18 protein-coding genes are annotated in these 24,588 nt (G+C 70.6%); 17 read left to right on the top strand and 1 reads right to left on the bottom strand.

Features of this window, described 5'->3' with window-relative positions; genetic code table 11:
• Positions 1-6 precede the first annotated feature (6 nt).
• On the bottom strand, positions 7-2,190 hold the full coding sequence (gene katG / locus C7444_RS00775; protein ID WP_110398913.1) for a catalase/peroxidase HPI: 2,184 nt from the start codon (positions 2,188-2,190) through the stop codon (positions 7-9).
• 296 nt (positions 2,191-2,486) lie between these two features.
• Between katG and choX the strand changes: the two genes are divergently transcribed.
• The 17 genes from choX to C7444_RS00690 all read left to right on the top strand — a co-directional run bounded on the left by choX (position 2,487) and on the right by C7444_RS00690 (position 24,561).
• Positions 2,487-3,434, top strand: coding sequence for a choline ABC transporter substrate-binding protein (gene choX / locus C7444_RS00770; protein WP_110398912.1), 948 nt, complete (start codon positions 2,487-2,489; stop codon positions 3,432-3,434).
• Positions 3,435-3,436: 2 nt separating this feature from the next.
• Positions 3,437-4,318, top strand: a complete 882-nt coding sequence (locus tag C7444_RS00765; protein ID WP_110398911.1) for a formyltetrahydrofolate deformylase — start codon at positions 3,437-3,439, stop codon at positions 4,316-4,318.
• A gap of 58 nt (positions 4,319-4,376) precedes the next feature.
• On the top strand, positions 4,377-5,831 hold the full coding sequence (gene betB / locus C7444_RS00760) for a betaine-aldehyde dehydrogenase (RefSeq protein ID WP_110398910.1): 1,455 nt from the start codon (positions 4,377-4,379) through the stop codon (positions 5,829-5,831).
• A gap of 8 nt (positions 5,832-5,839) precedes the next feature.
• Complete coding sequence (gene betA / locus C7444_RS00755) at positions 5,840-7,525, top strand: choline dehydrogenase (protein WP_110398909.1); 1,686 nt, start codon at positions 5,840-5,842, stop codon at positions 7,523-7,525.
• 59 nt (positions 7,526-7,584) lie between these two features.
• Positions 7,585-8,976, top strand: coding sequence for an L-serine ammonia-lyase (locus C7444_RS00750; RefSeq protein WP_110398908.1), 1,392 nt, complete (start codon positions 7,585-7,587; stop codon positions 8,974-8,976).
• A gap of 163 nt (positions 8,977-9,139) precedes the next feature.
• Positions 9,140-10,030 (top strand): glycine betaine ABC transporter substrate-binding protein, encoded by an 891-nt coding sequence (locus C7444_RS00745; RefSeq protein WP_110398907.1) that lies wholly within the window; start codon positions 9,140-9,142, stop codon positions 10,028-10,030.
• A gap of 369 nt (positions 10,031-10,399) precedes the next feature.
• Complete coding sequence (locus tag C7444_RS00740; protein ID WP_110398906.1) at positions 10,400-11,659, top strand: sarcosine oxidase subunit beta family protein; 1,260 nt, start codon at positions 10,400-10,402, stop codon at positions 11,657-11,659.
• 14 nt (positions 11,660-11,673) lie between these two features.
• Positions 11,674-11,982, top strand: coding sequence for a sarcosine oxidase subunit delta (locus C7444_RS00735; RefSeq protein WP_110398905.1), 309 nt, complete (start codon positions 11,674-11,676; stop codon positions 11,980-11,982).
• The gene (locus C7444_RS00730) at positions 11,979-14,987 is read left to right on the top strand and encodes a sarcosine oxidase subunit alpha family protein (protein ID WP_110398904.1); all 3,009 of its coding nucleotides are present in this window, start codon (positions 11,979-11,981) and stop codon (positions 14,985-14,987) included. Before C7444_RS00735 ends, C7444_RS00730 begins: the two co-directional genes overlap by 4 nt.
• Complete coding sequence (locus C7444_RS00725; RefSeq protein ID WP_110398903.1) at positions 14,980-15,651, top strand: sarcosine oxidase subunit gamma; 672 nt, start codon at positions 14,980-14,982, stop codon at positions 15,649-15,651. The genes C7444_RS00730 and C7444_RS00725 overlap by 8 nt, the downstream gene beginning before the upstream one ends.
• A gap of 26 nt (positions 15,652-15,677) precedes the next feature.
• Positions 15,678-16,952 (top strand): serine hydroxymethyltransferase, encoded by a 1,275-nt coding sequence (gene glyA / locus C7444_RS00720; RefSeq protein WP_110398902.1) that lies wholly within the window; start codon positions 15,678-15,680, stop codon positions 16,950-16,952.
• A 24-nt stretch (positions 16,953-16,976) separates the two neighbouring features.
• Complete coding sequence (locus tag C7444_RS00715; protein WP_110398901.1) at positions 16,977-17,954, top strand: dipeptidase; 978 nt, start codon at positions 16,977-16,979, stop codon at positions 17,952-17,954.
• A 58-nt stretch (positions 17,955-18,012) separates the two neighbouring features.
• Positions 18,013-18,552 (top strand): DUF5943 domain-containing protein, encoded by a 540-nt coding sequence (locus tag C7444_RS00710; RefSeq protein ID WP_110398900.1) that lies wholly within the window; start codon positions 18,013-18,015, stop codon positions 18,550-18,552.
• A 24-nt stretch (positions 18,553-18,576) separates the two neighbouring features.
• The gene (locus C7444_RS00705) at positions 18,577-20,649 is read left to right on the top strand and encodes an NADH:flavin oxidoreductase (RefSeq protein WP_110398899.1); all 2,073 of its coding nucleotides are present in this window, start codon (positions 18,577-18,579) and stop codon (positions 20,647-20,649) included.
• Positions 20,650-20,651: 2 nt separating this feature from the next.
• Entirely contained in the window at positions 20,652-22,610 is a 1,959-nt protein-coding gene (locus tag C7444_RS00700) for a DUF3483 domain-containing protein (protein ID WP_110398898.1), read from the top strand.
• Positions 22,607-23,740 carry an electron transfer flavoprotein subunit alpha/FixB family protein gene (locus C7444_RS00695; protein WP_110398897.1) on the top strand — a complete coding sequence of 378 codons (1,134 nt, stop codon included), beginning with the start codon at positions 22,607-22,609 and terminating at the stop codon, positions 23,738-23,740. Before C7444_RS00700 ends, C7444_RS00695 begins: the two co-directional genes overlap by 4 nt.
• The gene (locus tag C7444_RS00690; RefSeq protein WP_110398896.1) at positions 23,737-24,561 is read left to right on the top strand and encodes a hypothetical protein; all 825 of its coding nucleotides are present in this window, start codon (positions 23,737-23,739) and stop codon (positions 24,559-24,561) included. The genes C7444_RS00695 and C7444_RS00690 overlap by 4 nt, the downstream gene beginning before the upstream one ends.
• Positions 24,562-24,588 lie beyond the last annotated feature (27 nt).

The raw sequence follows: 24,588 nt of genomic DNA, 5'->3' as shown, positions 1-24,588 counted from the left end.
CCGCATTCACTTCAGGTCGAAGCGGTCCAGGTTCATCACCTTGTTCCACGCCGCCACGAAGTCGCGCACGAACACCGCCTGGGCGTCGCTGCTGCCGTAGACCTCGGCCACGGCCCGCAGCTGCGAGTTCGAGCCGAACACCAGGTCGACGACCGTGCCCGTCCACCTCAGCTCGCCCGTGCGGCGGTCACGCCCTTCCAGCACGCCCGCGGTGGCGGCCGACGGCTGCCACTTCGTGCCCATGTCGAGCAGGTGGACGAAGAAGTCGTTGCTCAGCGTGCCCGGGCGCCGGGTGAACACCCCGTGCGCCGCCTGGCCGACGTTGGCGCCCAGGACGCGCAGGCCGCCGATCAGCACCGTCATCTCCGGCGCGGTCAGGGTCAGCTGCTGGGCCTTGTCGATCAGGCGCTCGGCGGCCGAGCCTTCCAGCCCGGGGCGCACATGGTTGCGGAAGCCGTCGGCCACCGGCTCGAGCACCGCGAACGCGGCCACGTCGGTCTGCTCCGGCGTGGCATCGGTGCGGCCCGGCGCAAAAGGCACGGTCACGTCGTGGCCACCCGCCCGGGCGGCCGCTTCCACCGCCGCGCAGCCGCCCAGCACGATCAGGTCGGCCAGCGACACCTTCTTGCCCCCGGCCTGCGCGGCGTTGAACGCCGCCTGCACGCCTTCCAGCGTCTGCAGCACCTGAGCCAGTTCGGCCGGCTCGTTGGCGGCCCAGTCCTTCTGCGGCGCCAGGCGGATGCGCGCGCCGTTGGCCCCGCCCCGCTTGTCGCTGCCGCGGAAGGTCGACGCCGACGCCCAGGCCGTGCGCACCAGCTGCGCGACGCTCAACCCCGAGGCCAGCAGCTGCGCCTTCAGCGCGGCGATGTCGGCCGCGTCGATCAGCGGGTGGTCCACCGCGGGCACCGGGTCCTGCCACAGCAGCGTCTCCTTGGGCACCAGCGGGCCGAGGTAACGCGACACCGGACCCATGTCACGGTGGGTCAGCTTGAACCACGCCCGGGCGAACGCATCGGCGAACTGCTCCGGATGGGCGAGGAAACGCCGCGAGATCACCTCGTAGGCCGGGTCGAAGCGCAGCGACAGGTCGGTGGTCAGCATCGTGGGCACGAGCTTGCTGGCCGGATCGTGCGCATGCGGGATCGTCGCGTCGGCCCCCTTGGCGGTCCACTGGTGCGCGCCGGCCGGGCTCTTCGTCAGCTCCCACTCGAAGCCGAACAGGTTCTCGAAGAAGTTGTTGCTCCACTGCGTCGGCGTGGTGGTCCAGGTCACTTCCAGGCCGCTGCCGATCGTGTCGCCGCCCTTGCCGGTGCCGAAGCTGTTCGCCCAGCCCAGGCCCTGCGCCTCGATGCCGGCCGCCTCGGGCTCGACGCCCACGTGCTTCACGTCGCCGGCGCCGTGCGTCTTGCCGAAGGTGTGGCCGCCGGCGATCAGCGCCACCGTCTCCTCGTCGTCCATCGCCATGCGGGCGAAGGTGTCGCGGATGTCACGCGCCGCGGCGATCGGGTCCGGGTGGCCGTTCGGGCCTTCCGGGTTCACGTAGATCAGGCCCATCTGCACCGCGGCGAGCGGGTTCTCCAGCTCGCGGTCCCCGGTGTAGCGCTGGTCGGCCAGCCAGGTCTTCTCGGCGCCCCAGTAGATGTCCTCTTCCGGCGCCCAGATGTCCTCGCGCCCGCCGGCGAAACCGAAGGTCTTGAAGCCCATCGACTCCAGCGCCACGTTGCCCGTCAGGATCATCAGGTCGGCCCACGAGAGGCTGCGGCCGTACTTCTGCTTGATCGGCCACAGCAGCCGGCGCGCCTTGTCGAGGTTGACGTTGTCCGGCCAGCTGTTGAGCGGCGCAAAACGCTGGTTGCCCGTGCCCGCGCCGCCGCGGCCATCGTGCGTGCGGTAGGTGCCCGCGCTGTGCCAGGCCATGCGCACGAACAGCGGCCCGTAGTGGCCGAAGTCCGCCGGCCACCAGTCCTGCGAGTCCGTCATCAGCGCCCGCAGGTCCTGCACCACCGCGTCCAGGTCCAGGCGCTTGAACGCCTCGGCATAGTCGAACGCCACCCCCATCGGGTCGGACTGGGCGCCATGCTGGTGAAGCACGTTCACCTTCAGCTGCTCGGGCCACCAGTCGGCGTTCGACGGCGCCCCCGCGGTCACATGCTTCTGGACATGGAACGGACATTTGGCTTCATTGGACATTCGTCTCTCCTTGTGGGTGACCACTGTGTGATGCAGTCACTGTAGGTTGGAGACCCTCATAGCGCCATTTGGTTCTGGCAACCACGGCGATAGGGTGAATCGGCAGGCGCCGCGCCACCCGCCCGCGCCAGGGGCGGGACGGTGAGGGGGATGTGGTCGAGGCCCCGCTGGTGAATTCGGAGCATTCCGCGTCGCGTGTGGGCAAGTTCCTGCGTCACGTCATGGAACAGTCAGGGCATCCGGGGGCGCTGCGGCGCCACGCCCGCCACTCCATCGATACGCGCAAGAGGACTGCCATGAAGAGGATCTCGTTGACCCTGGTCGCCCTGGCCGGCATGCTGGGCCTGACCACCGCCCCCGCCCAGGCGCAGGAGGCTGCCGCCTGCCAGAAGGTGCGGTTTGCCGACGTGGGCTGGAGCGACATCGCCGCCACGACGGGCCTGGCCTCGGTGGTGCTGGAGGCGATGGGCTACCAGCCGACGGTGACGGTGGCGTCGGTGCCGATCACGTTCGCGGGCATGAAGAGCAAGCAGCTCGATGCGTTCCTGGGCTACTGGAACCCGAGCATGACGCCAATGATCGAGCCCTTCGTGAAGGCGGGGCAGATCCAGGTGTTCGAGACGCCGAACCTGGTGGGCGCGAAGTACACGCTGGCGGTGCCGGAGGCGCTGCACGACGCCGGCCTGAAGGACTTCAAGGACCTGCCGAAGTTCGCCAAGGCGCTGGAGGGAAAGATCTACGGGATCGAGCCGGGCAACGACGGCAATGCGCTGATCGCCGACATGATCAAGAAGAACCAGTACGGGCTGAAGGACTTCAAGCTGGTGGAGTCGTCGGAGGCGGGCATGCTGGCGCAGGTGCAGCGGGCCGCGCGCGGCAAGAAGCCGATCGTGTTCCTGGGCTGGGAGCCGCACCCGATGAACGTGCAGGTGAAGATGAAGTACCTGACGGGCGGGGACGACGTGTTCGGCCCGAACTTCGGCGAGGCCCGGGTGTTCACCGCGGTGCCGAGCGGCTACGAGGCGAAGTGCCCGAACGTGGTGACCTTCCTGAAGAACCTGCAGTTCACGACCACGATCGAGAACGAGGTGATGCAGGGCATCCTGAACAAGGGCAAGCCCAACCAGGTGGCCCGCGACTGGCTGGTCAAGCACCCGCAGGCGATCGAGCCCTGGCTCAAGGGCGTGAAGACCTTCAAGGGTGAGGACGCGCTGCCGGTGGTGCGCAAGGCGCTGCAGGGCTGAACATGGACGAGTCGCGCTACTGCCTGACGCTGGCCTGCGACAGCGGGCCGGGCCAGATCGCCGCGGTGTCGGCCCGGCTGGCCGCGCACGGTGCCTACGTCGAGTCGCTGGCGGCGCACGACGATGCGCCGAGCGCCCGCTTCTTCGTGCGGGCGGTGTTCCGCCGGGCCACGCCGGCCGGCGGCCCCGCGGCGCGGCGGGCGGCCGAGCAGGCGCTGGACGAGGACTTCGTCGCGCTGACGCGCGGCTTCGGCCACGCGGCGTGCGCGGTGCACGACCTGGCGCGCCTGCCGCGAGTGCTGATCATGGTGTCGAAGTTCGACCACTGCCTGCGCGAGCTGCTGGGCGGCTGGCGGCGCGGCGAGCTGCCGATGCAGGTGGTGGCGGTCGTCTCCAACCACCCCGACCTGGCGCCGCTGGCCGAGGCCGAAGGCCTGCCCTGGCACCACCTGCCGATCAGCCCCGAGACCAAGCCGCAGCAGGAGGCGGCGCTGGAGGCGCTGATCGAGCGGCACGACGCGGAGTACGTGGTGCTCGCGCGTTACATGCAGGTGCTCTCCGACGGGCTGACGAAGCGGCTGGCCGGGCGGGTGATCAACATCCACCACAGCTTCCTGCCGGGTTTCAAGGGCGCCCGCCCCTATCTGCAGGCCTGGGAGCGGGGCGTGAAGCTGATCGGCGCCACCGCCCACTTCGCCACCGGCGACCTCGACGAGGGCCCGATCATCGAGCAGGCGCTCGAGCGGGTCGACCACGCCGACAGCGCGCAGCGGCTGCAGCAGGTGGGCCGCCACGTCGAGTGCCTGGTGCTGTCGCGGGCGCTGCGCTACGTGCTGGAGCGCCGCGTCTTCATGAACGGGCTGCGCACCGTCGTGCTGCGCTGAATCCGTCCCCCTCCTTCTTACGATCGCCCCGGGCCACCTTCTTGCAAGCTGCCACGCCATGAGCCTCCTGATTCCCAGTTTCATCGACGGCCGGCCCTGCCACGGGCAGGGCGAACGTTTCCCGACCCTGAACCCGGCCACCGGCCAGGTGATCGGCGAGGTGCACGAGGCCCTGGCCGCCGACGTGGAGGCGGCGATCGCCTCGGCGCAGGCCGGCTTCGAGGTCTGGTCGGCGATGAGCGGCGCCGAGCGCGGCCGGGTGCTGAGCCGCGCGGCGGCGATCCTGCGCGAGCGCAACGACGAGCTGGCGGCGCTGGAGGTGGCCGACACGGGCAAGCCGATCCAGGAAGCGGCGGTGGTCGACGTGGCCAGCGGCGCCGACTGCCTGGAGTACTTCGGCGGCGCCGCGGCCACGCTGACCGGGGCGCAGTACCCGTTCAAGACCGCGCTGGCCTACACCCGGCGCGAGCCGCTGGGCCTCTGCGTGGGCATCGGCGCGTGGAACTACCCGATCCAGATCGCCTGCTGGAAGTCGGCCCCGGCGCTGGCCGCGGGCAACGCGATGATCTTCAAGCCCTCGGAGCTGACGCCGATGACGGCGGTGAAGCTGGCCGAGGTCTATGCCGAGGCCGGCCTGCCGCCGGGCGTGTTCAACGTGCTGCAGGGGCGCGGCGCCACCGGGGCGCTGCTCGCGCAGCACCCGGAGGTGGCCAAGGTGTCGCTGACCGGCTCGGTGCCCACGGGCAAGCGGGTGATGGCCGCCGCCGCGGGCACGCTCAAGCGCGTGACGATGGAGCTGGGCGGCAAGTCGCCGCTGATCGTCTTCGACGACGCCGACCTGGAGCAGGCGGTGTCGGCGGCGATGATGGCCAACTTCTACACCCAGGGCGAGGTGTGCACCAACGGCACGCGCGTGTTCGTGCAGCGGGCGCTGCTGCCACGTTTCCTGGAGCGACTGGCCGAACGCACCGCGCTGCTGCGGGTGGGCGACCCGAGCGATCCGGTCACCGAGGTGGGCGCGCTGATCTCGGCGGCGCACCACGACAAGGTGATGGGCTACATCGCCCAGGGCCTCGAGGCCGGCGCGCGGCTGGTGGTCGGCGGCACGGCGGTGACGGTGCCGGGCTGCGGCGGCTGGTTCGTCGCGCCGACGGTGTTCGCCGACTGCCGTGACGACATGAGCATCGTGCAGGAGGAGATCTTCGGCCCGGTGATGAGCGTGCTGGCCTTCGACGCCGAGGACGAGGTGCTGGCGCGGGCCAACGCGACCCGCTTCGGCCTGGCCGCGGGCGTGTTCACGCAGGACATCAAGCGTGGCCACCGCATGGCCGCCCGCCTGAAGACCGGCCTGTGCTGGATCAACAACTACAACATCACGCCGGTGGAGATGCCTTTCGGCGGCGCGCGGGAATCGGGCATCGGCCACGAGAACAGCCTGCTCGCGCTGGAGCACTACACGCAGGTCAAGACCGTCTATCTCGAGCTGGGCGACGTCGCCTGCAGCTACCGCTGAGAACTGCCATGAGCGCCGCGAACCCTGACCGTTTCGACTACATCATCGTGGGGGCCGGCTCGGCCGGCTGCGTGCTGGCCAACCGCCTGACCGAAGATCCGCAGGTGCGGGTGCTACTGCTGGAGGCCGGCCCCGGCGACCGCAGCCTGTTCATCCACATGCCCTCGGCCTTCGCCTACCCGCTGGCCAACGACCGCTTCAACTGGTACTACCACTCCGAGCCCGAGCCCTTCATGAACGGGCGGCGCATCTACTGCCCGCGCGGGCGGGTGCTGGGCGGCTCGTCGTCGATCAACGGCATGGTCTACATCCGCGGCCACGCGCTGGACTACGAAGGCTGGGCGGCGCAGCCGGGGCTGGCGCACTGGTCCTACGCCGACTGCCTGCCCTACTTCCGCCACGCCGAGACCCGCGCCAAGGGCGCCGACGACTACCGCGGCGGCAGCGGCCCGCTGCACGTGTCCACCGGCGCCTGCCGCAACCCGCTCTACGACGCCTTCATCGAGGCCGGCCGGCAGGCCGGCTACGCGCGCACCGAGGACATGAACGGCCACCGCCAGGAAGGCCTGGGGCCGATGGACATGACGGTGCACAAGGGCCGGCGCTGGAGCACGGCGATGGCCCACCTGCGCCCAGCCATGAAACGCCCCAACCTGCAGGTGCGCACCCGCGCGCTGGTGGCGCGGGTGGTGTTCGAGCCCGGCAGCAGCCCGCCGCGGGCCATCGGCGTGGAGGTGGTCAACGGCGCGCACGCCGACCTGATCCGCGCCGAGCGTGAGGTCATCCTCAGCGGCGGGGCGATCAACTCGCCGCAGCTGCTGCAGCTGTCGGGCATCGGCAACCCCGACGAGCTGCGCCGCCTGGGGCTGAAGGTGGTCGCGCCGCTGCGGGGCGTGGGCGAGAACCTGCAGGATCACCTCGAGACCTATGTGCAGGTGGCCTGCAAGGAGCCGATCACGCTGTACTCGGCGATGAACCCGCTGGCCAAGCTGAAGATCGGCGCCGAGTGGCTGCTGCGCGGCACCGGGCTGGGGGCGACCAACCACTTCGAGTCCGGCGGCTTCATCCGCAGCGAGGCGGGCGTGAAGCACCCCGACCTGCAGTACCACTTCCTGCCGATGGCCATCAGCTACGACGGCAGCTCGCCGGCGAGCTTCCACGGCTACCAGGCCCACGTCGGCCCGATGCGCCCGACCAGCCGCGGCCACGTGAAGATCCGCAGCGTCAGCCCGAAGGAGGCGCCGCGCATCCTGTTCAACTACATGGGCACCGAGCAGGACCGCAAGGAGATGCGTGCGGCGATCCGCCTGACCCGCGAGATCTTCGCCCAGCCGGCCTTCGACCGCTTCCGCGGCGCGGCGGTGTCTCCGGGCGACGAGGTGCGCAGCGACGCGCAGATCGACGCCCACATCCGCGAGCATGCCGAGAGTGCGCTGCACCCCTCGTGCACCTGCCGCATGGGCAGCGCCGACGATCCGATGGCCGTGACCGACGGCAGCGCCCGGGTGCACGGCGTCAGCGCCCTGCGGGTGGTCGACGCATCGATCATGCCCGACGTGGTGAGCGGAAACCTCAATGCGCCGGCGATCATGATGGCCGAAAAATTGGCGGACACGATCCGCGGCCGCACTCCGCTGCCGCGCTCGACCGCGCCTTATTTCGTGCACCCGCACTGGCAGACGCAGCAGCGCTGAGCGCGGCTGCACCCGCCGGCCGCAGGCCCTTTCCTGTCGACTTCATCCTTGCATCCGCCATGGCCGTCAGCGTCTTCGACCTCTTCAAGATCGGCATCGGGCCGTCGAGCTCCCACACCGTCGGGCCGATGCGCGCCGCGCGGCTGTTCGCCGACCGGCTGGCCGGCACCGGCGCGCTGGCGCGCTGCCAGCGGGTGCAGGTGCAGCTCTACGGCTCGCTGGGCGCCACCGGGCGCGGCCACGGCAGCGACAAGGCGGTGCTGCTCGGGCTGGCCGGCCACGACCCGGAGACGGTCGACGTGGAGGCCGTGCCGCAGCTGCTGGCGGCCATCCGCGAAGGGGCCCGCCTGGCGCTGGGCGGGCGGCACCCGATCGGCTTCCACGAGCGCGAGGACCTGGTGTTCCACCGCACCGAGTCCCTGCCCTTCCATGCCAACGGCATGCGCTGCATCGCCTTCGATGCCGACGGCGTCGAGCTGGAGAGCCGCTGCTACTACTCGGTGGGGGGCGGCTTTGTCGTCAGCGACCAAGTCGCCGCCGACGGCGAGAAGCAGAAGGTCATCGCGCCCGACACCACGGTGCTGCCCCACCCCTTCCACAGCGGCGAGGAGCTGCTCGCGCTGACGCGCATCCACCGCTGCAGCATCGCCGAGCTGATGCGCCGCAACGAGCGCCACTGGCGCAGCAACGCCGAGATCGATGCCGGCCTGCTGCGCATCTGGCAGGTGATGCAGGACTGCGTGCGGCGCGGCTGCGCCACCGAAGGGGTGCTGCCCGGGGGCTTCAAGGTGCGCCGCCGCGCCGCCAGCCTGTTCCAGCAGCTCACAGCCCACCCCGAGGCCGCGCTGCGCGACCCGATGCAGACGATGGACTGGATCAACCTGTACGCGCTGGCGGTCAACGAGGAGAACGCCGCCGGCGGGCGGGTCGTCACCGCGCCGACCAACGGCGCGGCCGGCATCGTGCCGGCGGTGCTGCACTACTACACCCGCTTCATCCCCGGGGCCAACGATGCGGGCGTGATCGACTTCCTGCTGACCGCGGCGGCCATCGGCATGCTCTACAAGGAGAACGCCAGCATCAGCGGCGCCGAGGTAGGCTGCCAGGGCGAGGTCGGCGTGGCCTGCTCGATGGCCGCGGGTGCGCTGGCCGCCGTCACCGGCGGCACGCCCGAACAGGTCGAGAACGCCGCGGAGATCGGCATGGAGCACCACCTCGGCCTGACCTGCGACCCGGTGGGCGGGCTGGTGCAGATCCCCTGCATCGAGCGCAACGCGATCGCCTCGGTCAAGGCCATCAACGCCTCGCGCATGGCGCTGCGGGGCGACGGGTCTCACCACGTGAGCCTGGACAAGGTCATCAAGACCATGCGCGAGACCGGCGCCGACATGATGAGCAAGTACAAGGAGACCGCCCGCGGCGGCCTGGCGGTCAACATCGTCGAGTGCTGAGGCCGCCAGCCTGAAACCTGCAGCCCGGAATCGATGGCGGGTCTGTCGCCGGTGGACACATCCATGTCGCCCGCGGAACAGGCCGGCGTCTTGCAGGCCTTAAGGTGAGGACGACGCCCGGACCTCCGGTCCGGGGCTTGTCTTCTCACTCCGGAGCCTGTGCATGACCCGCGATTCCTCTTCGCTGACCCGCCGGCAATTCGTGGCCGGCGCCACCACCACCCTCGTCCTGGCCGGCACCTCGGCCAGCGTGCTGGCCCAGGCCAAGCCCCTGCGCATCGGCTGGACCTCCTGGTCCGACGCCGAGGCGGTGACGCAGATCGCCAAGCAGATCCTCGAACAGAAGCTGGCCCAGAAGGTCGAGCTGGTGATGACCGACATCGCCCTGCAGTACGCCGGCCTGCAACGCGGCCAGATCGACGTGATGCTGATGGCCTGGCTGCCCGGCACGCACAAGGCCTACTGGGAGAAGGTCTCGGCCGACGTCGAGGACCTGGGCCCGCTCTACACCAACGCCAAGCTCGGCTGGGCCGTGCCCGACGAGATCCCGGTCAGCCTGCTCAAGACCATCGACGACCTGAACAAGCCCGAGGTCAAGGAAAAGCTCGGCGGCAGGATCCAGGGCATCGACGCCGGCGCCGGCCTGATGAAGCTGTCGGAAGCGGCGATCAAGACCTACGGCCTGGACTACAAGCTGCAGTCGGCTTCGGACGCGGCCATGGTCGTGGCGCTGGACCGCGCGGTCCAGCGCAAGCAGTGGATCGTCGTGACCACCTGGTCGCCGCACTGGATGTTCTCGCAGTACAAGCTGCGCTACCTCGAGGACCCGAAGCAGGCGCTGGGGGGTGCGGAGTCCATCCACGCGGTCGGCCGCAAGGGCTTCTCGGCCGACTTCCCGAAGGCCGCCGCCTTCATCCGCAACCTGAAGATCTCGCTGGCCGACCTGGAAGGCGTGATGCTCAAGGCCAAGGACAGCAGCGCCGCCAAGGAAGCGGCCGCCTACATCTCCAGCCATCCGGAGACCGTCACCAAGTGGCTGTCCGCCGTCAAGTGACACCCTGAGCCGCGGCCGTCCGCGGCCCCGATCGACCGGCACCGGGTTCGCCCGCTGCCGGTTTTTTGTTGCCCGTCGCCCACGCGCAGGCGACGGGCCGAGTGGCCGCCAGGTCGTTTCCGCGCTGTCGTTTCCAGGCCAGTCCGACCCGCAACGGTGCACCCCGCGCACCAGCATGACCCACCATGCACCAGCGTTGATTTGCAAGGGGGAAAACACCGTTCCAGGGGGCTGATGACCCCCCCGGGCCGGTTGTCGCGGATGTGCTGTCGATGTCGTTTCCAGACAAGTGCGTGTCCGCCCTGCGCAAGGTCCGAGGGGGACTCCGCCAAACAATGAGCTTCATCAAAGCATCACACGGACAACCCGATGCACGGCGAAAAATACTCCTGGTGGAGCCTGCTCAAGCACGGCCTGAAGCACCACAAGACCTGGGAACCGGCCTGGGAGCGGCGGCCGCTGCAGAGCCACTACGACGTGGTCATCGTCGGTGGTGGCGGCCACGGCCTGGCCACCGCCTACTACCTCGCCAAGAACCACCCGCAGGTGGGCCGCATCGCGGTGCTGGAGAAGGGCTACCTGGGCGGGGGCAACACGGCACGCAACACGACCATCGTGCGCTCCAACTACCTGTGGGACGAGGCCGCCGGCCTGTACGAGCACTCGCTCAAGCTCTGGGAGGGCCTGACCGAGGACCTGAACTTCAACGTGATGTTCAGCCAGCGTGGCGTCTACAACCTGGGCCACACGCTGCAGGACATGCGCGACATCGAGCGCCGCGTCAACGCCAACCACCTGCAGGGCATCGACGCCGTGGTGATGACGGCCGCCGAGGTCAAGGAGAGGATCCCGCAGCTCGACATCAGCCGCAGCCGCCGCCTGCCGGTGCTGGGCGCGAGCTTCCAGCCGCGCGCGGGCATCGCCCACCACGACGCGGTGGCCCGGGGCTTTGCCCGCGCCGCCAGCCGCCTGGGGGTGGACCTGATCGAAAACTGCGAGGTCACGGGGCTGGACATCGAGGCCGGCCGCATCCAGGGCCTGCAGACCAGCCAGGGCTACGTGAAGGCCGGACGCGTGGGTTGCGTGGCCGCCGGTCACTCCGGTGTGCTGGCCAAGATGGCCGGCATCCGTCTGCCGCTGGAAAGCCACCCGCTGCAGGCCTTCGTGAGCGAGTCGATGCAGCGCGTGATCGACACGGTGATCATGTCCAACGCCGTGCACGGCTACCTGAGCCAGTCGGACAAGGGCGAGTTCGTGATCGGCGCGGGCATCGACAGCTACCTGGGCTACGGCCAGCGCGGCAGCCCGCACATCATCGACCACACGGCCGCGGCCATCATCGAGCTCTTCCCGATGTTCTCGCGCGTGCGCATGAACCGCCAGTGGGGCGGCATCGTCGACGTCTCGCCCGACGCCTGCCCGATCATCAGCAAGACCCGTGTGCAGGGCCTGTACTTCAACTGCGGTTGGGGCACCGGCGGCTTCAAGGCCACCCCCGGCTCGGGCCATGTGTTCGCGCACACGATCGCCCACGACGCCCCCCACCCCGTCAACGCGGCCTTCTCGCTGGACCGCTTCACCACCGGCCACCTCATCGACGAGCACGGCGCGGCCGCCGTCGCCCACTGATCCGGACCCCCACCATGTTGCACTTGCATTGCCCCCACTGCGGCGAAACGCGGGACGAAGAAGAGTTCAGCTGCGCCGGTGAAGCCTACATCGCGCGCCCGGCCCAGCCCGAGGCCGTCGACGACGAGACCTGGGGCGACTACCTCTTCGCCCGCACCAACACCAAGGGCTGGTTCTGGGAACAGTGGCAGCACAGCGCCGGCTGCCGCAAGGTGTTCGCCGTCAAGCGCCACACCGCCACCTACGAGATCGCCGGCACCTGGACGCTGGCCGAAGGCAAGCCGCTGTTCCTGGCCGACCGGGCCGCGGAGGTGCAGCCATGAGCGCCCGACGCATCCCGCTGGCCACGGCCCGCATCGACCCGTCGAAGACGGTCTCCTTCACCTACGACGGCAAGGCCTGCACCGGCCACCCCGGCGACACGCTGGCCTCGGCGCTGCTGGCCAACGGCATCCAGCTCGTCGGCCGCAGCTTCAAGTACGGCCGCCCGCGCGGCATCATCGGCGCCGGCGCCGAGGAGCCCAATGCCCTGGTGCAGCTGGGCGAAGGCGCGCTGACCGTGCCGAACGTGAAGGCCACGCAGGCCGAGCTGTACGCGGGTCTGGTGTCGACCTCGACCTCGGGCTGGCCTCACCTGGACTTCGACCTCAAGGCCGTGCTGGGCACCGCCTCGCGTTTCATGCCGGCGGGCTTCTACAGCAAGACCTTCAAGTGGCCGCGCAAGCTGTGGCCCGCCTACGAGGCCGTGATCCGCAAGTTCGCGGGCTTCGGCCACGCGCCCACCGAGAACGACCCCGACCTCTACGACCACCTGCACCACCATGTGGACGTGGTCGTGGTGGGCGGCGGTGCCGCCGGCCTGCTGGCCGCGCAGCAGGCCGGCCTGGCCGGTCTGAAGACGCTGCTGGTCGACGAGCAGAACGAGTTCGGCGGCTGGCTGCTGTCCGACCCGACGGCCCGGATCGACGGCCGAGACGGCGCCGCCTACATCCACGCCGCGCTGGCGTCGCTGAAGGCCATGCCGCACGTGAGCACGCTGAGCCGCACCACGGCCTTCGGCCTGTACGACAACAACCTGGTGCAGGCCGTCGAGCTGATCCAGGATCACCTGCCGGTGGCCCAGCGTTCGCACGAGAGCCCGCGCCAGCGCCTGCACAAGATCCACGCCCGGCACGTGGTGCTGGCCACCGGTGCCATCGAGCGCCCGCTGGTCTACGGCAACAACGACCTGCCCGGCGTGATGACCGTCTCGGCCGGCCAGACCTACCTGAACCGCTACGCCGTGCGCGTGGGCGAGCAGGTGCTGATCTGCGGCACCAGCGACCTGATCTACGACGCGGCCCGCGCCCTGGCCGCCTCCGGCGCCCAGGTCACCGTGGCCGACGTGCGCAGCAAGGTCGACCCGCAAGGCCTGCCGCCCAACGTGAGGGTGCTCAAGGGTCACGGCATCGCCGAGGTCAAGGGCCGCGGCCGCGCGACCGGCGCCCGCCTGGTCAAGCTGCACGCCGAGCGCGACGAGGTGGCAGGCGAGGGCCCGACCGTCAAGGCCGATGTGGTGCTGTCCTCCGGTGGCCTGTCGCCCACGGTGCACCTGTTCTGCCACGACGGCCGCCGCCCCCTCTGGGACGAGTCCTGCGCCGCTTTCGTCGTGCCGCGTGAAGGCCGTGAAGGCGTGGCCTGCGTGGGCGCCGTGACCGGCGCCTTCGAGCTGGGCGAGTGCCTGAAGCAGACCACGGTCGCCATGCAGGCCGTGCTGGCCACGCTGGGCCGCCCGGGCCAGCTGGTGGCCCCGACCGTGCCGAAGCTCGCCGGCTCGCCGGCCCGCCCGATGTACCGCCTGCCCGACGGCAAGCCGGAAGGCGTGGGTGCCAAGGCCTTCGTCGACTACCAGAACGACGTCACCGCGGCCGACATCGAGCTGTCCATCCGCGAGAACTGGCAGCACATCGAGCACGTCAAGCGCTTCACCGCGCTGGGCTTCGGCACCGACCAGGGCAAGCTGTCCAACGTCAACGGCTTCATGCTGACGGCGCGTGCGCTCAAGCGCCCGGTGTCGCAGGTCAGCACCACCACCTACCGCCCCGCCTACACCCCGGTGACCCTGGGCGCGCTGGCCGGCACGATGGAAGGGGACACGCTGGAGCCCAGCCGCTACACCGCCTGCCATGCCGCCCACGAAGCGCGTGGGGCCGAGCTGGAACCGGTGGGTCAGTGGATGCGCCCCTGGTACTTCCCGAAGAAGGGCGAAGACCTGCACGCCGCCGTCCACCGCGAGTGCCTGGCCGCCCGCAACGGCGTGGCCGTAATGGACGCCTCGACGCTGGGCAAGATCCAGATCGACGGCCCCGATGCACGCGAGTTCCTCAACCGCATCTACAGCAACGCATGGAGCCAGCTGGCCCCGGGCAAGTGCCGCTACGGCCTGATGCTCGACGAGAACGGCATGGTGATGGACGACGGCGTGACCGCCTGCGTGAACGACACCCAGTTCTACATGACCACCACCACCGGTGGCGCCGCCAAGGTGCTGACCTGGCTGGAGCGCTGGCACCAGACCGAGTGGCCCGAGCTGAAGGTGTGGATGTCGTCGGTGACCGACCACTGGTCGACCGTAGCCCTGGTCGGCCCCAAGGCCCGCGCCGTGCTGGCCAAGCTGTGCAAGGACATCGACCTGTCGCCCGAGGCCTTCAAGTTCATGGACTGGCGTGCCGGCACCGTCGCCGGCCTGCCCTGCCGCGTGTTCCGCGTGTCCTTCTCGGGCGAACTGAGCTACGAGCTGAACGTGGAATCGGGCCACGGCCACGAGCTGTGGGAGGCCGTGATGGCCGCCGGTGCCGAGTTCGAGATCACGCCCTACGGCACCGAGACCATGCACGTGCTGCGCGCCGAGAAGGGTTTCATCATCGTCGGCCAGGACACCGACGGCTCGGTCACCCCGATCGACCTGGGCATGTCCTGGGCGGTGTCGATGAAGAAGCCGTTCAGCTTCCTGGGCAAACGCTCGCTGAGCCGCAGCGACACGGCCAAGCCCGACCGCAAGCAGCTGGTCGGCCTGCTGCCGGTGGACCCGCACGCCGTGCTGGCCGAAGGCGCCCAGCTGCTGGCCACGCCCGACACGAACCCGGGCGCCCGGATGCTGGGCCACGTGACCTCCAGCTACCACAGCGCCTTCCTGGGCCGGTCCATCGCGATGGCCGTCGTCCAGGGCGGCCTGAAGCAGCACCAGGACAGCACCCTCTACGCCTTCGCAGGCGGCAAGGTGACCCCCGTCAAGCTCGCCCCGAGCGCCGTCTTCGTCGACCCCAAGGGAGACCGCCAGAATGTCTGATCACCGCATCCCCGACGCGGGCCTGGCGCGCTTGCGCACCCCGCTGCACGCCTTCGACCTGCCGGCCCAAGCCCGCACGCCCACCGCCAAGGATGGCGTGGTGGTCAGCGAGCTGCCCCACCTGGCCTATGTGATCCTGCGTGGCCGGGCCGATGATGCGGCCTTCATGGATGGCGTGGCTTCGGTGCTCGGCGCCAGCCTGCCCACCCAGCCCGCCAGCCTGGTGCAGACGCCGGGTGGCGTGGTGCAGTGGGTCTCGCCCGACGAGTGGTGGGTGATCGCCCCCCGCGCTGGCCGCGATGCCCTGGTGGCGAAGCTGACGGCTGCGCTGCAAGGCGTGTTCGCCCAGGTGGTGGACAACAGCGGCGGCCACACCGCCATGCGCGTGACGGGCCCCGCCCACATGCTGCTGCTTCGCCACCTCGGCCCCTATGACTTCGAAAGCCTGCCCGTGGGCAAGGCCGTGAGCACCGTGATGGCCAAGGCCGTGGTCTCGGTCTGCCGCACCGACGACAAGGGCGTGGTGCTGCTGTTCCGCCGCAGCTTTGCCGACTACTTCTGGCGCCTGCTGCGCCGCACGGCCGCGCCTTACGGCCTGTGCGTGACCCAGCCCGGCAGCAACGCCGATCCGCTGTTCACGCCGCTGCTGGCCGCCCGGCACTGAGCCCTTCTTCCCCACGATCGCCCTCCATGTCCACCTCCGCCTTCTTCTCCACCACCGTGGCACAGGCCGATCCGGCCATCGCCAGCGCCCTGTCCGCCGAGCTGCACCGCCAGCAGGACCAGATCGAGCTGATCGCCTCGGAGAACATCGTCTCCCGGGCCGTGCTCGATGCGCAGGGCAGCGTCTTCACCAACAAGTACGCCGAAGGCTACCCGGGCAAGCGCTACTACGGTGGCTGCGACAACGCCGACGTGGTGGAGCAGCTGGCGATCGACCGCCTGTGCCAGCTCTTCGGCTCGCGCTTCGCCAACGTGCAGCCGCACTCCGGCGCCCAGGCCAACACGGCCGTGATGCTGGCCCTGGTGCAGCCCGGTGACACGGTGCTGGGCATGTCGCTGTCGGCCGGTGGCCACCTGACCCACGGCGCCAAGCCGGCCCTGTCGGGCAAGTGGTTCAAGGCCGTGCAGTACGGCGTGCGCCACGAGGATTTCCTGATCGACTATGACGAAGTCGAGCGCCTGGCGCTGGAGCACCAGCCCAAGCTGATCATCGCCGGCTTCTCGGCCTACCCGCGCGTGATCGACTGGGCGCGCTTCCGCGAGATCGCCGACAAGGTGGGCGCCTACCTGATGGTCGACATGGCCCACGTGGCCGGCCTGGTCGCCACCGGCGTCTACCCCAGCCCGGTGCCGCATGCCCACGTGACCACCTCGACCACGCACAAGACCCTGCGCGGTCCGCGCGGCGGCGTGATCCTGACCGACGACGAAGCGCTGGCCAGGAAGTTCAATTCGGCCGTCTTCCCCGGGGCCCAGGGCGGCCCGCTGATGCACGTGATCGCCGCCAAGGCCGTGGCCTTCGGCGAGGCGCTGCAGCCTTCGTTCAAGACCTACACCGAGCAGGTCGTGGCCAACAGCCGCGCGCTGGGCGAGGTGCTCCAGGCCGGTGGCCTCGACCTGGTCACCGGTGGCACCGACAACCACCTGCTGCTGGTCGACCTGCGCCCGCTGGGCCTGAAGGGCAACGCCACCGAGGTGGCGCTGGAACGCGCCGGCATCACCTGCAACAAGAACGGCATCCCCTTCGACGACGAGAAGCCCACGGTCACCTCGGGCATCCGCGTGGGCACGGCGGCCATCACCACGCGCGGCTTCCTGGAGGAGGACTGCCGCGAGGTGGGCCGCCTCATCCTCGACGTGATGCAGGCCCTGCGCAAGGACCCGGCCGGCGACGCCCGCGTCGAGGCGCTGGTGCGCGAACAGGTGCAGAGCCTGACCTCCCGTTTCCCGATCTACGGCTGAGCCACCGCCACAGGAGCCCGACCCATGAGCACCCCCTCCCTGCACGACCAGTCCATCGTCATCGACGGCCTGATCATCGCCAAGCTGGACCGCAGCGTCTTCGAGGACATGAAAAAGGGCGGTCTGGCCGCCGCCAACTGCACCGTCTCGGTGTGGGACGACTTTCCCAGGACGGTCGACAACATCGCCCAGCTCAAGCAGCTGATCCGCGACAACAGCGACCTGGTGACCCTGGCCCGCAGCACGGCCGACATCGTCCAAGCCAAGGCCGAAGGCAAGACCGGCATCATCCTGGGCTTCCAGAACGCCCACGCCTTCGAGGACAACCTCGGCTACATCGAGGCCTTCCACGACATGGGCGTGCGCGTGGTCCAGCTCTGCTACAACACGCAGAACCTCGTGGGCACCGGTTGCTACGAGCGCGACGGCGGCCTGTCGGGCTATGGCCGCGAGGTGATCGCCGAGATGAACCGCGTGGGCATCCTGGTCGACCTGTCGCACGTGGGCAGCAAGACCTCGGAAGAAGCCATCCTGGCCTCGAGCAAGCCGGTGGCCTACACCCACTGCCTGCCGCTGGGCCTGAAGGAACACCCGCGCAACAAGAGCGACGAGGAGCTGAAGTTCATCGCCGACCACGGCGGCTTCATCGGCGTGACCATGTTCTCGCCCTTCCTCAAGCGTGGCAACGACTCGACGGTGCACGACTACGTCGAGGCCATCGACTACGTGATCAACCTGGTCGGCGAGGACTGCGTGGGCCTGGGCTCGGACTTCACCCAGGGCCATGGCCACGAGTTCTTCGAGATGCTGACGCACGACAAGGGCCGCTGGCGCCGCCTGACCCACTTCGGGAAGATCGTCAATCCCGAAGGCATCCGCACCATCGGCGACTTCCCCAACCTGACGGCCACGATGCAGCAGGCCGGCTGGTCCGAGGACCGCATCGGCAAGGTGCTGGGCCGCAACTGGATGCGCTTCTTCGCCAACGTCTGGGGTGAGTGAGCCCCCGCCACGCCGACGCCGCTCCCCACCCGAACCCCCTTCTCCGCAGGCCCTCACCATGCAACCCCAGCTCCCCATCGACGTGAACGCCGACACCGGCGTGTGGACCACCGACGGTCTGCCGATGATCTACGTGCCGCGGCACTTCTTCGTCAACAACCACGTCGAGGCCGAAGCCGCGATCGGCCGCGAGGCCTATGCCGCCGGCCTGTACAAGGGCGGCTACCGCTCGGCCTGGTTCTGGTGCGAGCAGGAGTCGAAGACCCACGGCCTGCAGGGCCTGGCGGTCTACGAGCACTACCTCAAGCGCCTGTCGCAGCGCGGCTGGGGGCAGTTCGCCTTCGAGTCCGTCGACGCCGCCACGGGACATGCCCGCGTCACGCTGCACCACTCGGTGTTCGTGCTCGCCCAGGGCATCGCCGGGGTGCCGGTCAGCGCCGACAAGGCCTGCTACCTGTTCGCCGGCTGGTTCTCCGGGGCGATGGACTGGGTCGGACAGGCCACCGGCCAGACCTGGAAGACCCGCAGCGAGGAGACCAAGTGCGCCGGCGAAGGCCATGCGCACTGCATCTTCACCGTGACGCCGATCACCGCCTGACCTCGACCGCACCGAGCTGCCGCCATGCGCTACCCGCACCTCTTCGAGCCCATCCAGCTGAACCGGCTGACGATCCGCAACCGCATCGTCAGCACCGCCCATGCCGAGGTCTATGCCGACGACGGCATGCCCGGCGAACGCTACATCCGCTACTACGAGGAGAAGGCCAGGGGCGGCGTGGGCCTGGCCATCTGCGGCGGCTCCAGCCCGGTGGCCAAGGACAGTCCGAGCGCCTGGTGGAGCTCGGTCAACCTGTCGCGTGACGAGACCATGGACGGCCTGGCCAGGCTGGCCGAGGCCATGCATCGCCACGGCGCCAAGATCATGATCCAGGCCACCCACATGGGCCGGCGCAACGCCTGGCACGGCTTCGACTGGCCTCACCTGGTGAGCCCCTCGGGCGTGCGCGAGCCGGTGCACCGCGGCAATGCCAAGACCATCGAGATCGAGGAGATCCGCCGCATCGTCGGCGACTACGCCAAGGCCGCCCGCCGCGTGAAGGCCGCCGGCCTGGACGGCATCGAGATCTCGGCCGCCCACCAGCACCTGATCGACCAGTTCTGGAGCCCGCGCAGCAACTTCCGCACGGACGAGTACGGCGGCTCGCTGGCCAACCGCATGCGCTTCGGCATGGAGGTGCTGAACGCGGTGCGCGACGAGGTCGGCGCCGATTTCTGCGTCGGCCTGCGCATGTGCGGCGACGAGTTCCACGAGGACGGCCTGGACCACGAGGCGCTCAAGGAGATCGCCCAGGCGATGAGCGAGACCGGCCTGATCGACTACCTGAGCGTGATCGGCTCGGGCGCCGACACCCATAACACCCTGGCCAACTGCATGCCGCCGATGGCGCTGCCGCCCGAGCCCTTCGTGCACCTGGCCGGGGGCATCAAGAGCGTGGTGAAGATCCCGGTGATGCACGCGCAGAGCATCCGCGACGCGCAGCAGGCCGAGCGCCTGCTGGCCGCGGGCATGGTCGACATGGTCGGCATGACCCGCGCGCAGATCGCCGATCCGCACATGGTCATCAAGATCCGCGACGGCCGCGAGGACCAGATCAAGCAGTGCGTGGGCGCCAACTACTGCATCGACCGCCAGTACAACGGCCTGGACGTGCTGTGCGTGCAGAACGCGGCCACCAGCCGCGAGCGCACGATGCCGCACGTCATCACGAAGTCGAGCGGCCCGAAGCGCAAGGTCGTCGTCGTCGGGGCCGGCCCGGCCGGGCTGGAGGCCGCCCGCGTGAGCCGCGAGCGGGGCCACGACGTGGTGCTGTTCGAGAAGCAGCCCCAGGTCGGTGGCCAGGTCAACCTGGCGGCCAAGGCGCCCAAGCGCGAGCAGATGGCCGGCATCATCCGCTGGTTCGACCTGGAGACGCAGCGCCTGGGCATCGACCGGCGCCTGGGGGTCGAGGCCGACGTGGCGATGATCATGGACGAGCGGCCCGACATCGTCGTGCTGGCCACCGGCGGCATCGCCCACACCGACCAGGTGCCGGCCTGGGGCGTGGCCGAAGGCCTGGCCGTCAGCGGCTGGGACATCCTGTCGGGCCGGGTCGCGCCGCAGGGCAACGTGCTGGTCTACGACGCCATCAGCGGCCATGCCGGCACCGGCGTGGCCGACTTCATCGCCAGCCGCGGCCACCGGGTCGAGATGGTGACCCCCGACGTCAAGATCGCCGACGACGTCGGCGGCACGACCTTCCCGATCTTCTACCGCCAGCTCTACGCCCAGGGCGTGATCCTGACGCCCAACTGCTGGCTCGATCAGGTCTACCGCGAGAGCACGCCCGACGGCGACAAGCTGATCGCCGTGCTGCGCAACGAATACACCGACGTGCTCGAGGAACGGGCGGTCGACCAGGTGGTGATCGAGAACGGCATCCGCCCGAACGAGGCGCTGTACTGGCAGCTCAAGGACCGCTCGCTCAACCGGGGCCAGACCGACATCGACACGCTCTACGACGCGCAGCCGCAGCCGGTGCTGTCGCAGGCGCTGGGGGGCGACCGCTTCGCGCTGTTCCGCATCGGTGACGGCGTGTCGATGCACAACATCCACGGCGCGATCTACGACGCGCTGCGCCTGTGCAAGGACTTCTGACCATGCTGACCTCCGAGCTCGTCTGGCGTGATCTGGTCACGGCCGTGTTCTGGCTGGCCGTGGTCGCGCTGCTGATCGGCACGGCCCGCCGCGCCACGCTGTGGCGCAGCGGCCGGGCCGCCCCGGTGGCCTGGAGCGGCCTGCTGGCCATCCCGAAACGTTATTTCGTCGACCTGCATGCGGTGGTGGTGCGCGAGCCGCTGGCCGCGCGGGCCCATGTCGCCGTCGCCGGCGGCGCGCTGGCCAGCCTGGCGCTGGTCGCGCTCAACGACGGCCTGCGGCTGCGCTGGGTGCTGCTGGACGTGGCGCTGGTCGCCGCCGCGCTGCTGATGCTGGCCGGCACGCTGATGATGGCGGCCCGCCGCCGCCAGGCCGCGGTGGCCGCACGGGTGTCGCACGGCCCGTGGGATCGCCTGCCGTGGACCCTGGCGCTGGGCGCCACCGGTGCGGCGCTGCTGGCCGCCGGTGCCTTGTGGAGCAGCCAGATCGCGCCGTGGTGGGCGGGGCTGTGCGCCGGCGCATTGGCCGTCGGTGCCGCCGAACTGGCGCTGGGCGTCGGGCTGGCCGGACCGATGAAACACGCGATCGCCGGGCTGCTGCACCTGGGCCTGCATCCCCGTCCGGAACGTTTCGACGTCCAGCCCGTCGGCCCCGCGGCCCGGCGCCCGGCCAGCGCGCTGAAGGCCCTGGATCTGGCCACCGACGCGCCCGGCGTCGCCCGTCCGGCCGACCTGGCCTGGAACCGCCTGCTGTCCTTCGACGCCTGCGTGCAGTGCGGCAAGTGCGAAGCGGCCTGCCCGGCCTACGCCGCCGGCCAGCCGCTGAACCCGAAGAAGCTGGTGCAGGACCTGGTCACCGGCATGTCCGGCGGCAGCGACGCGAGCTACCACGGCAACCCCTACCCCGGCCGTCCGACGGGTGAGCACCAGGGCCGTCCCGACGCGGCGATCGTGCCCGGGCTGATCGGCGCCGACACGCTGTGGAGCTGCACGACCTGCCGCGCCTGCGTGCAGGCCTGTCCGATGCTGATCGAGCAGGTGGACCTGGTGGTCGACCTGCGCCGCCACCTGACCCTGGTGGGCGGCACGGTGCCCAACAAGGGCCAGGAGGTGCTGGCCGCGCTGCGCGAGACCGACACCCAGGGCCGCCACCCGCTGTCGGCACGCTACCACTGGGCCACCGACCTGAACCTGCCGGTGGCACGCGCCGGCCAGTCGGTGGAGTGGCTGCTGCTGGCCGGCGAGTCCGGCTTCGACCTGCGCGGCCAGCGCACGCTGCGGGCGCTGGTGCAGTCGCTGCAGGCCGGCGGCATCACCCCGGCGGTGCTGGGCGCGGCCGAGACGGACTGCGGCGACGTCGCCCGCCGCCTGGGGGACGAGGCCGGCTACCAGCGCCTGGCACGGCAGCTGATCGACACGCTCCAGGCTCATCCGGCGAGCCACCTGGTCACCGCCGACCCGCACCTGCTGCACGCGCTGCGCAACGAATACCCGGCCTTCGACGCCGCCTGGAGCGCCCACCTGGCCCGCGGCACGAAAGTCTGGCACCACAGCGAGCTGCTGGCCGATCTGCTCGAGCGGGGGGCGCTGAAACCGCTCGCCGCGCCGCCGGCCGACACGACCGTCACGCTGCACGACCCCTGCTACCTCGGCCGCTACAACGGCCAGACCGAAGCGCCTCGCCGCACGCTGAAGGCCATCGGCATCCGGGTCGTCGAGATGGAGCGCCACGGCACGAACGCCCGCTGCTGCGGCGGCGGCGGCGGGGCCCCGTGCACCGACATCCCGGGCACGCAGCGCATCCCCGACCTGCGCATGGACGACGCCCGTGCCACCGGCGCCGGCCTGCTCGCCGTGGCCTGCCCGCAGTGCACGGCCATGCTCGAAGGGGTGGTCGGACCACGCCCCGAGGTGCTCGACATCGCCGAACTGGTGGCCCGCTCCCTGGAGGTGCAAGCATGACCCGCCGCATCGATCCCCGCCGCCCGGCACTGATCACGCCGCTGGGTCGGCGCCGCATCGTGCTGGGCAGTGAACGGGGTGACCGTGAACCCGGTCGCCTGGCCGGCGACGGCGCCGCCACGCTGCCGCAGCGCCTGAGCGCCCCGGCCCGCGGCTGCCTGCTGGTGATCGCCCACACCGACCGCGGCAGCCTGGACGAGCATGCCCGGGAGACCATCGCGGCCACCGTGCTGCTGGCCCGCCCGGACGAGGCGGTGGTACTGATCGCGCCGGTCGGCCCTGGCTTCAGCGTGGGCGACGAAGCCGCCGCGCTGGGGGTGGACCGGATCGAGCAGCTGCCGGTCGACGATGGCACCTCGCCCGAGGCGCTGCTGGAGGTGGTGCGGGCGCGCTGGACGGCGTTGAGCCCGCGCCACACGCTGCTGCCCGACCGGGGCGCGGACGCCGACCTCGGTCGACGCCTGGCCGTCGTGCAGGGCCTGGTGCTGGCCGGCCCGGTGGTCGAGATCCATGCGGACCAGGTGCGCATCCGCCACCTCGGCCGCTGCACCGGCGGACCCGACAGCGCCCCGGGCGATGCCCTCGCGCCGCTGCCCGCACTGCTGCTGCTGGCCCGCCAGGTCGCGCGCACGGCCCTGCACTGCACCGGCCTGGGCGAACGCATCGAGCTGCCGGCACCGCAGGCGCTGCGCCCGGCCGGACTGACCGACCTGGGCATCGTCGCCGGCCAGGCCCGCCAGATCGCGCTGGAGGAGGCGGAGTTCATCGTCGCCGCCGGCAACGGCGTGACCGACGTGGCGCTGTTCCACGAGCTGGCCGAGGCGCTGGGCGCGGCCATCGGCGCATCGCGCGTGGCCGTCGACGACGGCCGCTTCACCCGGCCGCAGCAGATCGGCGCCACCGGCAAGACGGTGCAGGCACGCGGCTATCTGTCCTTCGGCATCTCCGGGGCCGTTCAGCACCTGCAGGGCATCCGCGAATGCCGGCACGTGATGGCGGTCAACACCGATGCGGCGGCCCCGATGGTGCGCCGGGCCGAGCTGACCGTGGTCGAGGACGCCCAGGCGCTGATGCGATCGATGCTCGAACAGGTGCGCGCCGAACGGCGTGCGAAGGAGGCGCTGCCATGAACACCGGCATCAAGGATGCGCTGCTGACCGTGCTGGTCAGCAGCCGCATCGACCCCGTCAGCGGCCGGGCGACCCCCAGCCGCGCCGATGCCGCCGCCGTGGCGCTGGCACAGGCCCGCCACCCGCAGGGCGAGCCGGTGCTGTGCACCGCCGGCGCGATGCCGGAGTCGGTGGCACGCGCCTACCTGGCGCAGGGAACGGGCCGGATCGTGCAGCTCGCCGCGCCGGACGGCAGCACGATCGACGTGCTGGAGGCGCTGGCCACGGCCTGCCGCACGAGCACGCTGGTGCTCACCGGCGCACGGGCCGAATCCGGCGCCGCCAGCGGCCTGCTGCCTTATGCACTGGCTCACCGCCTGGGCCACCTGCTGATCGCCGACGTGATCGACCTGCAGCCGATGACCGACGGCAGCTGGCTGCTGAGCCAGGCGCTGCCGCGGGGCGCCCGCCGCCAGCTGCGCCTGCAGGCCGGCACCCGCGCGGTGCTGGTCACCAGCGCCCGCCTGGCGCTGCGCGAGGACCTGCCGCAGCGTCACGCCTGGGATGCGGCCCGGCGCGGTCGCATCGAGACTCTCGCCGTGACCACCCCGGCCACGCCAGGGCCACGGGCCGAACCCGCCTGGCAGCCGACGCCCGCGCGCCGCCAGCTGCGGGCCCTGCAGGCCGAGCGCCAGGAAAGCGGCGCGGCCCGCATGGCACGCGCCACCGGCTCCGGCACCCCCGCGGCCAGCAGCAGCACCGTGGTGCGTGCCGGCTCGACCGACGACAAGGCACGTGTCCTGCTGGAGCACCTGCGCCAGCTCGCGCTGGTCGCGCCCTGAAGCCACGACCGATCCCGTTTTCCCACC

Origin of the sequence: Sphaerotilus hippei (assembly GCF_003201595.1) — a bacterium.
In the GTDB taxonomy this organism is placed as follows: domain Bacteria; phylum Pseudomonadota; class Gammaproteobacteria; order Burkholderiales; family Burkholderiaceae_C; genus Sphaerotilus; species Sphaerotilus hippei.
This window is presented reverse-complemented; position numbering and strand designations above follow the sequence as displayed.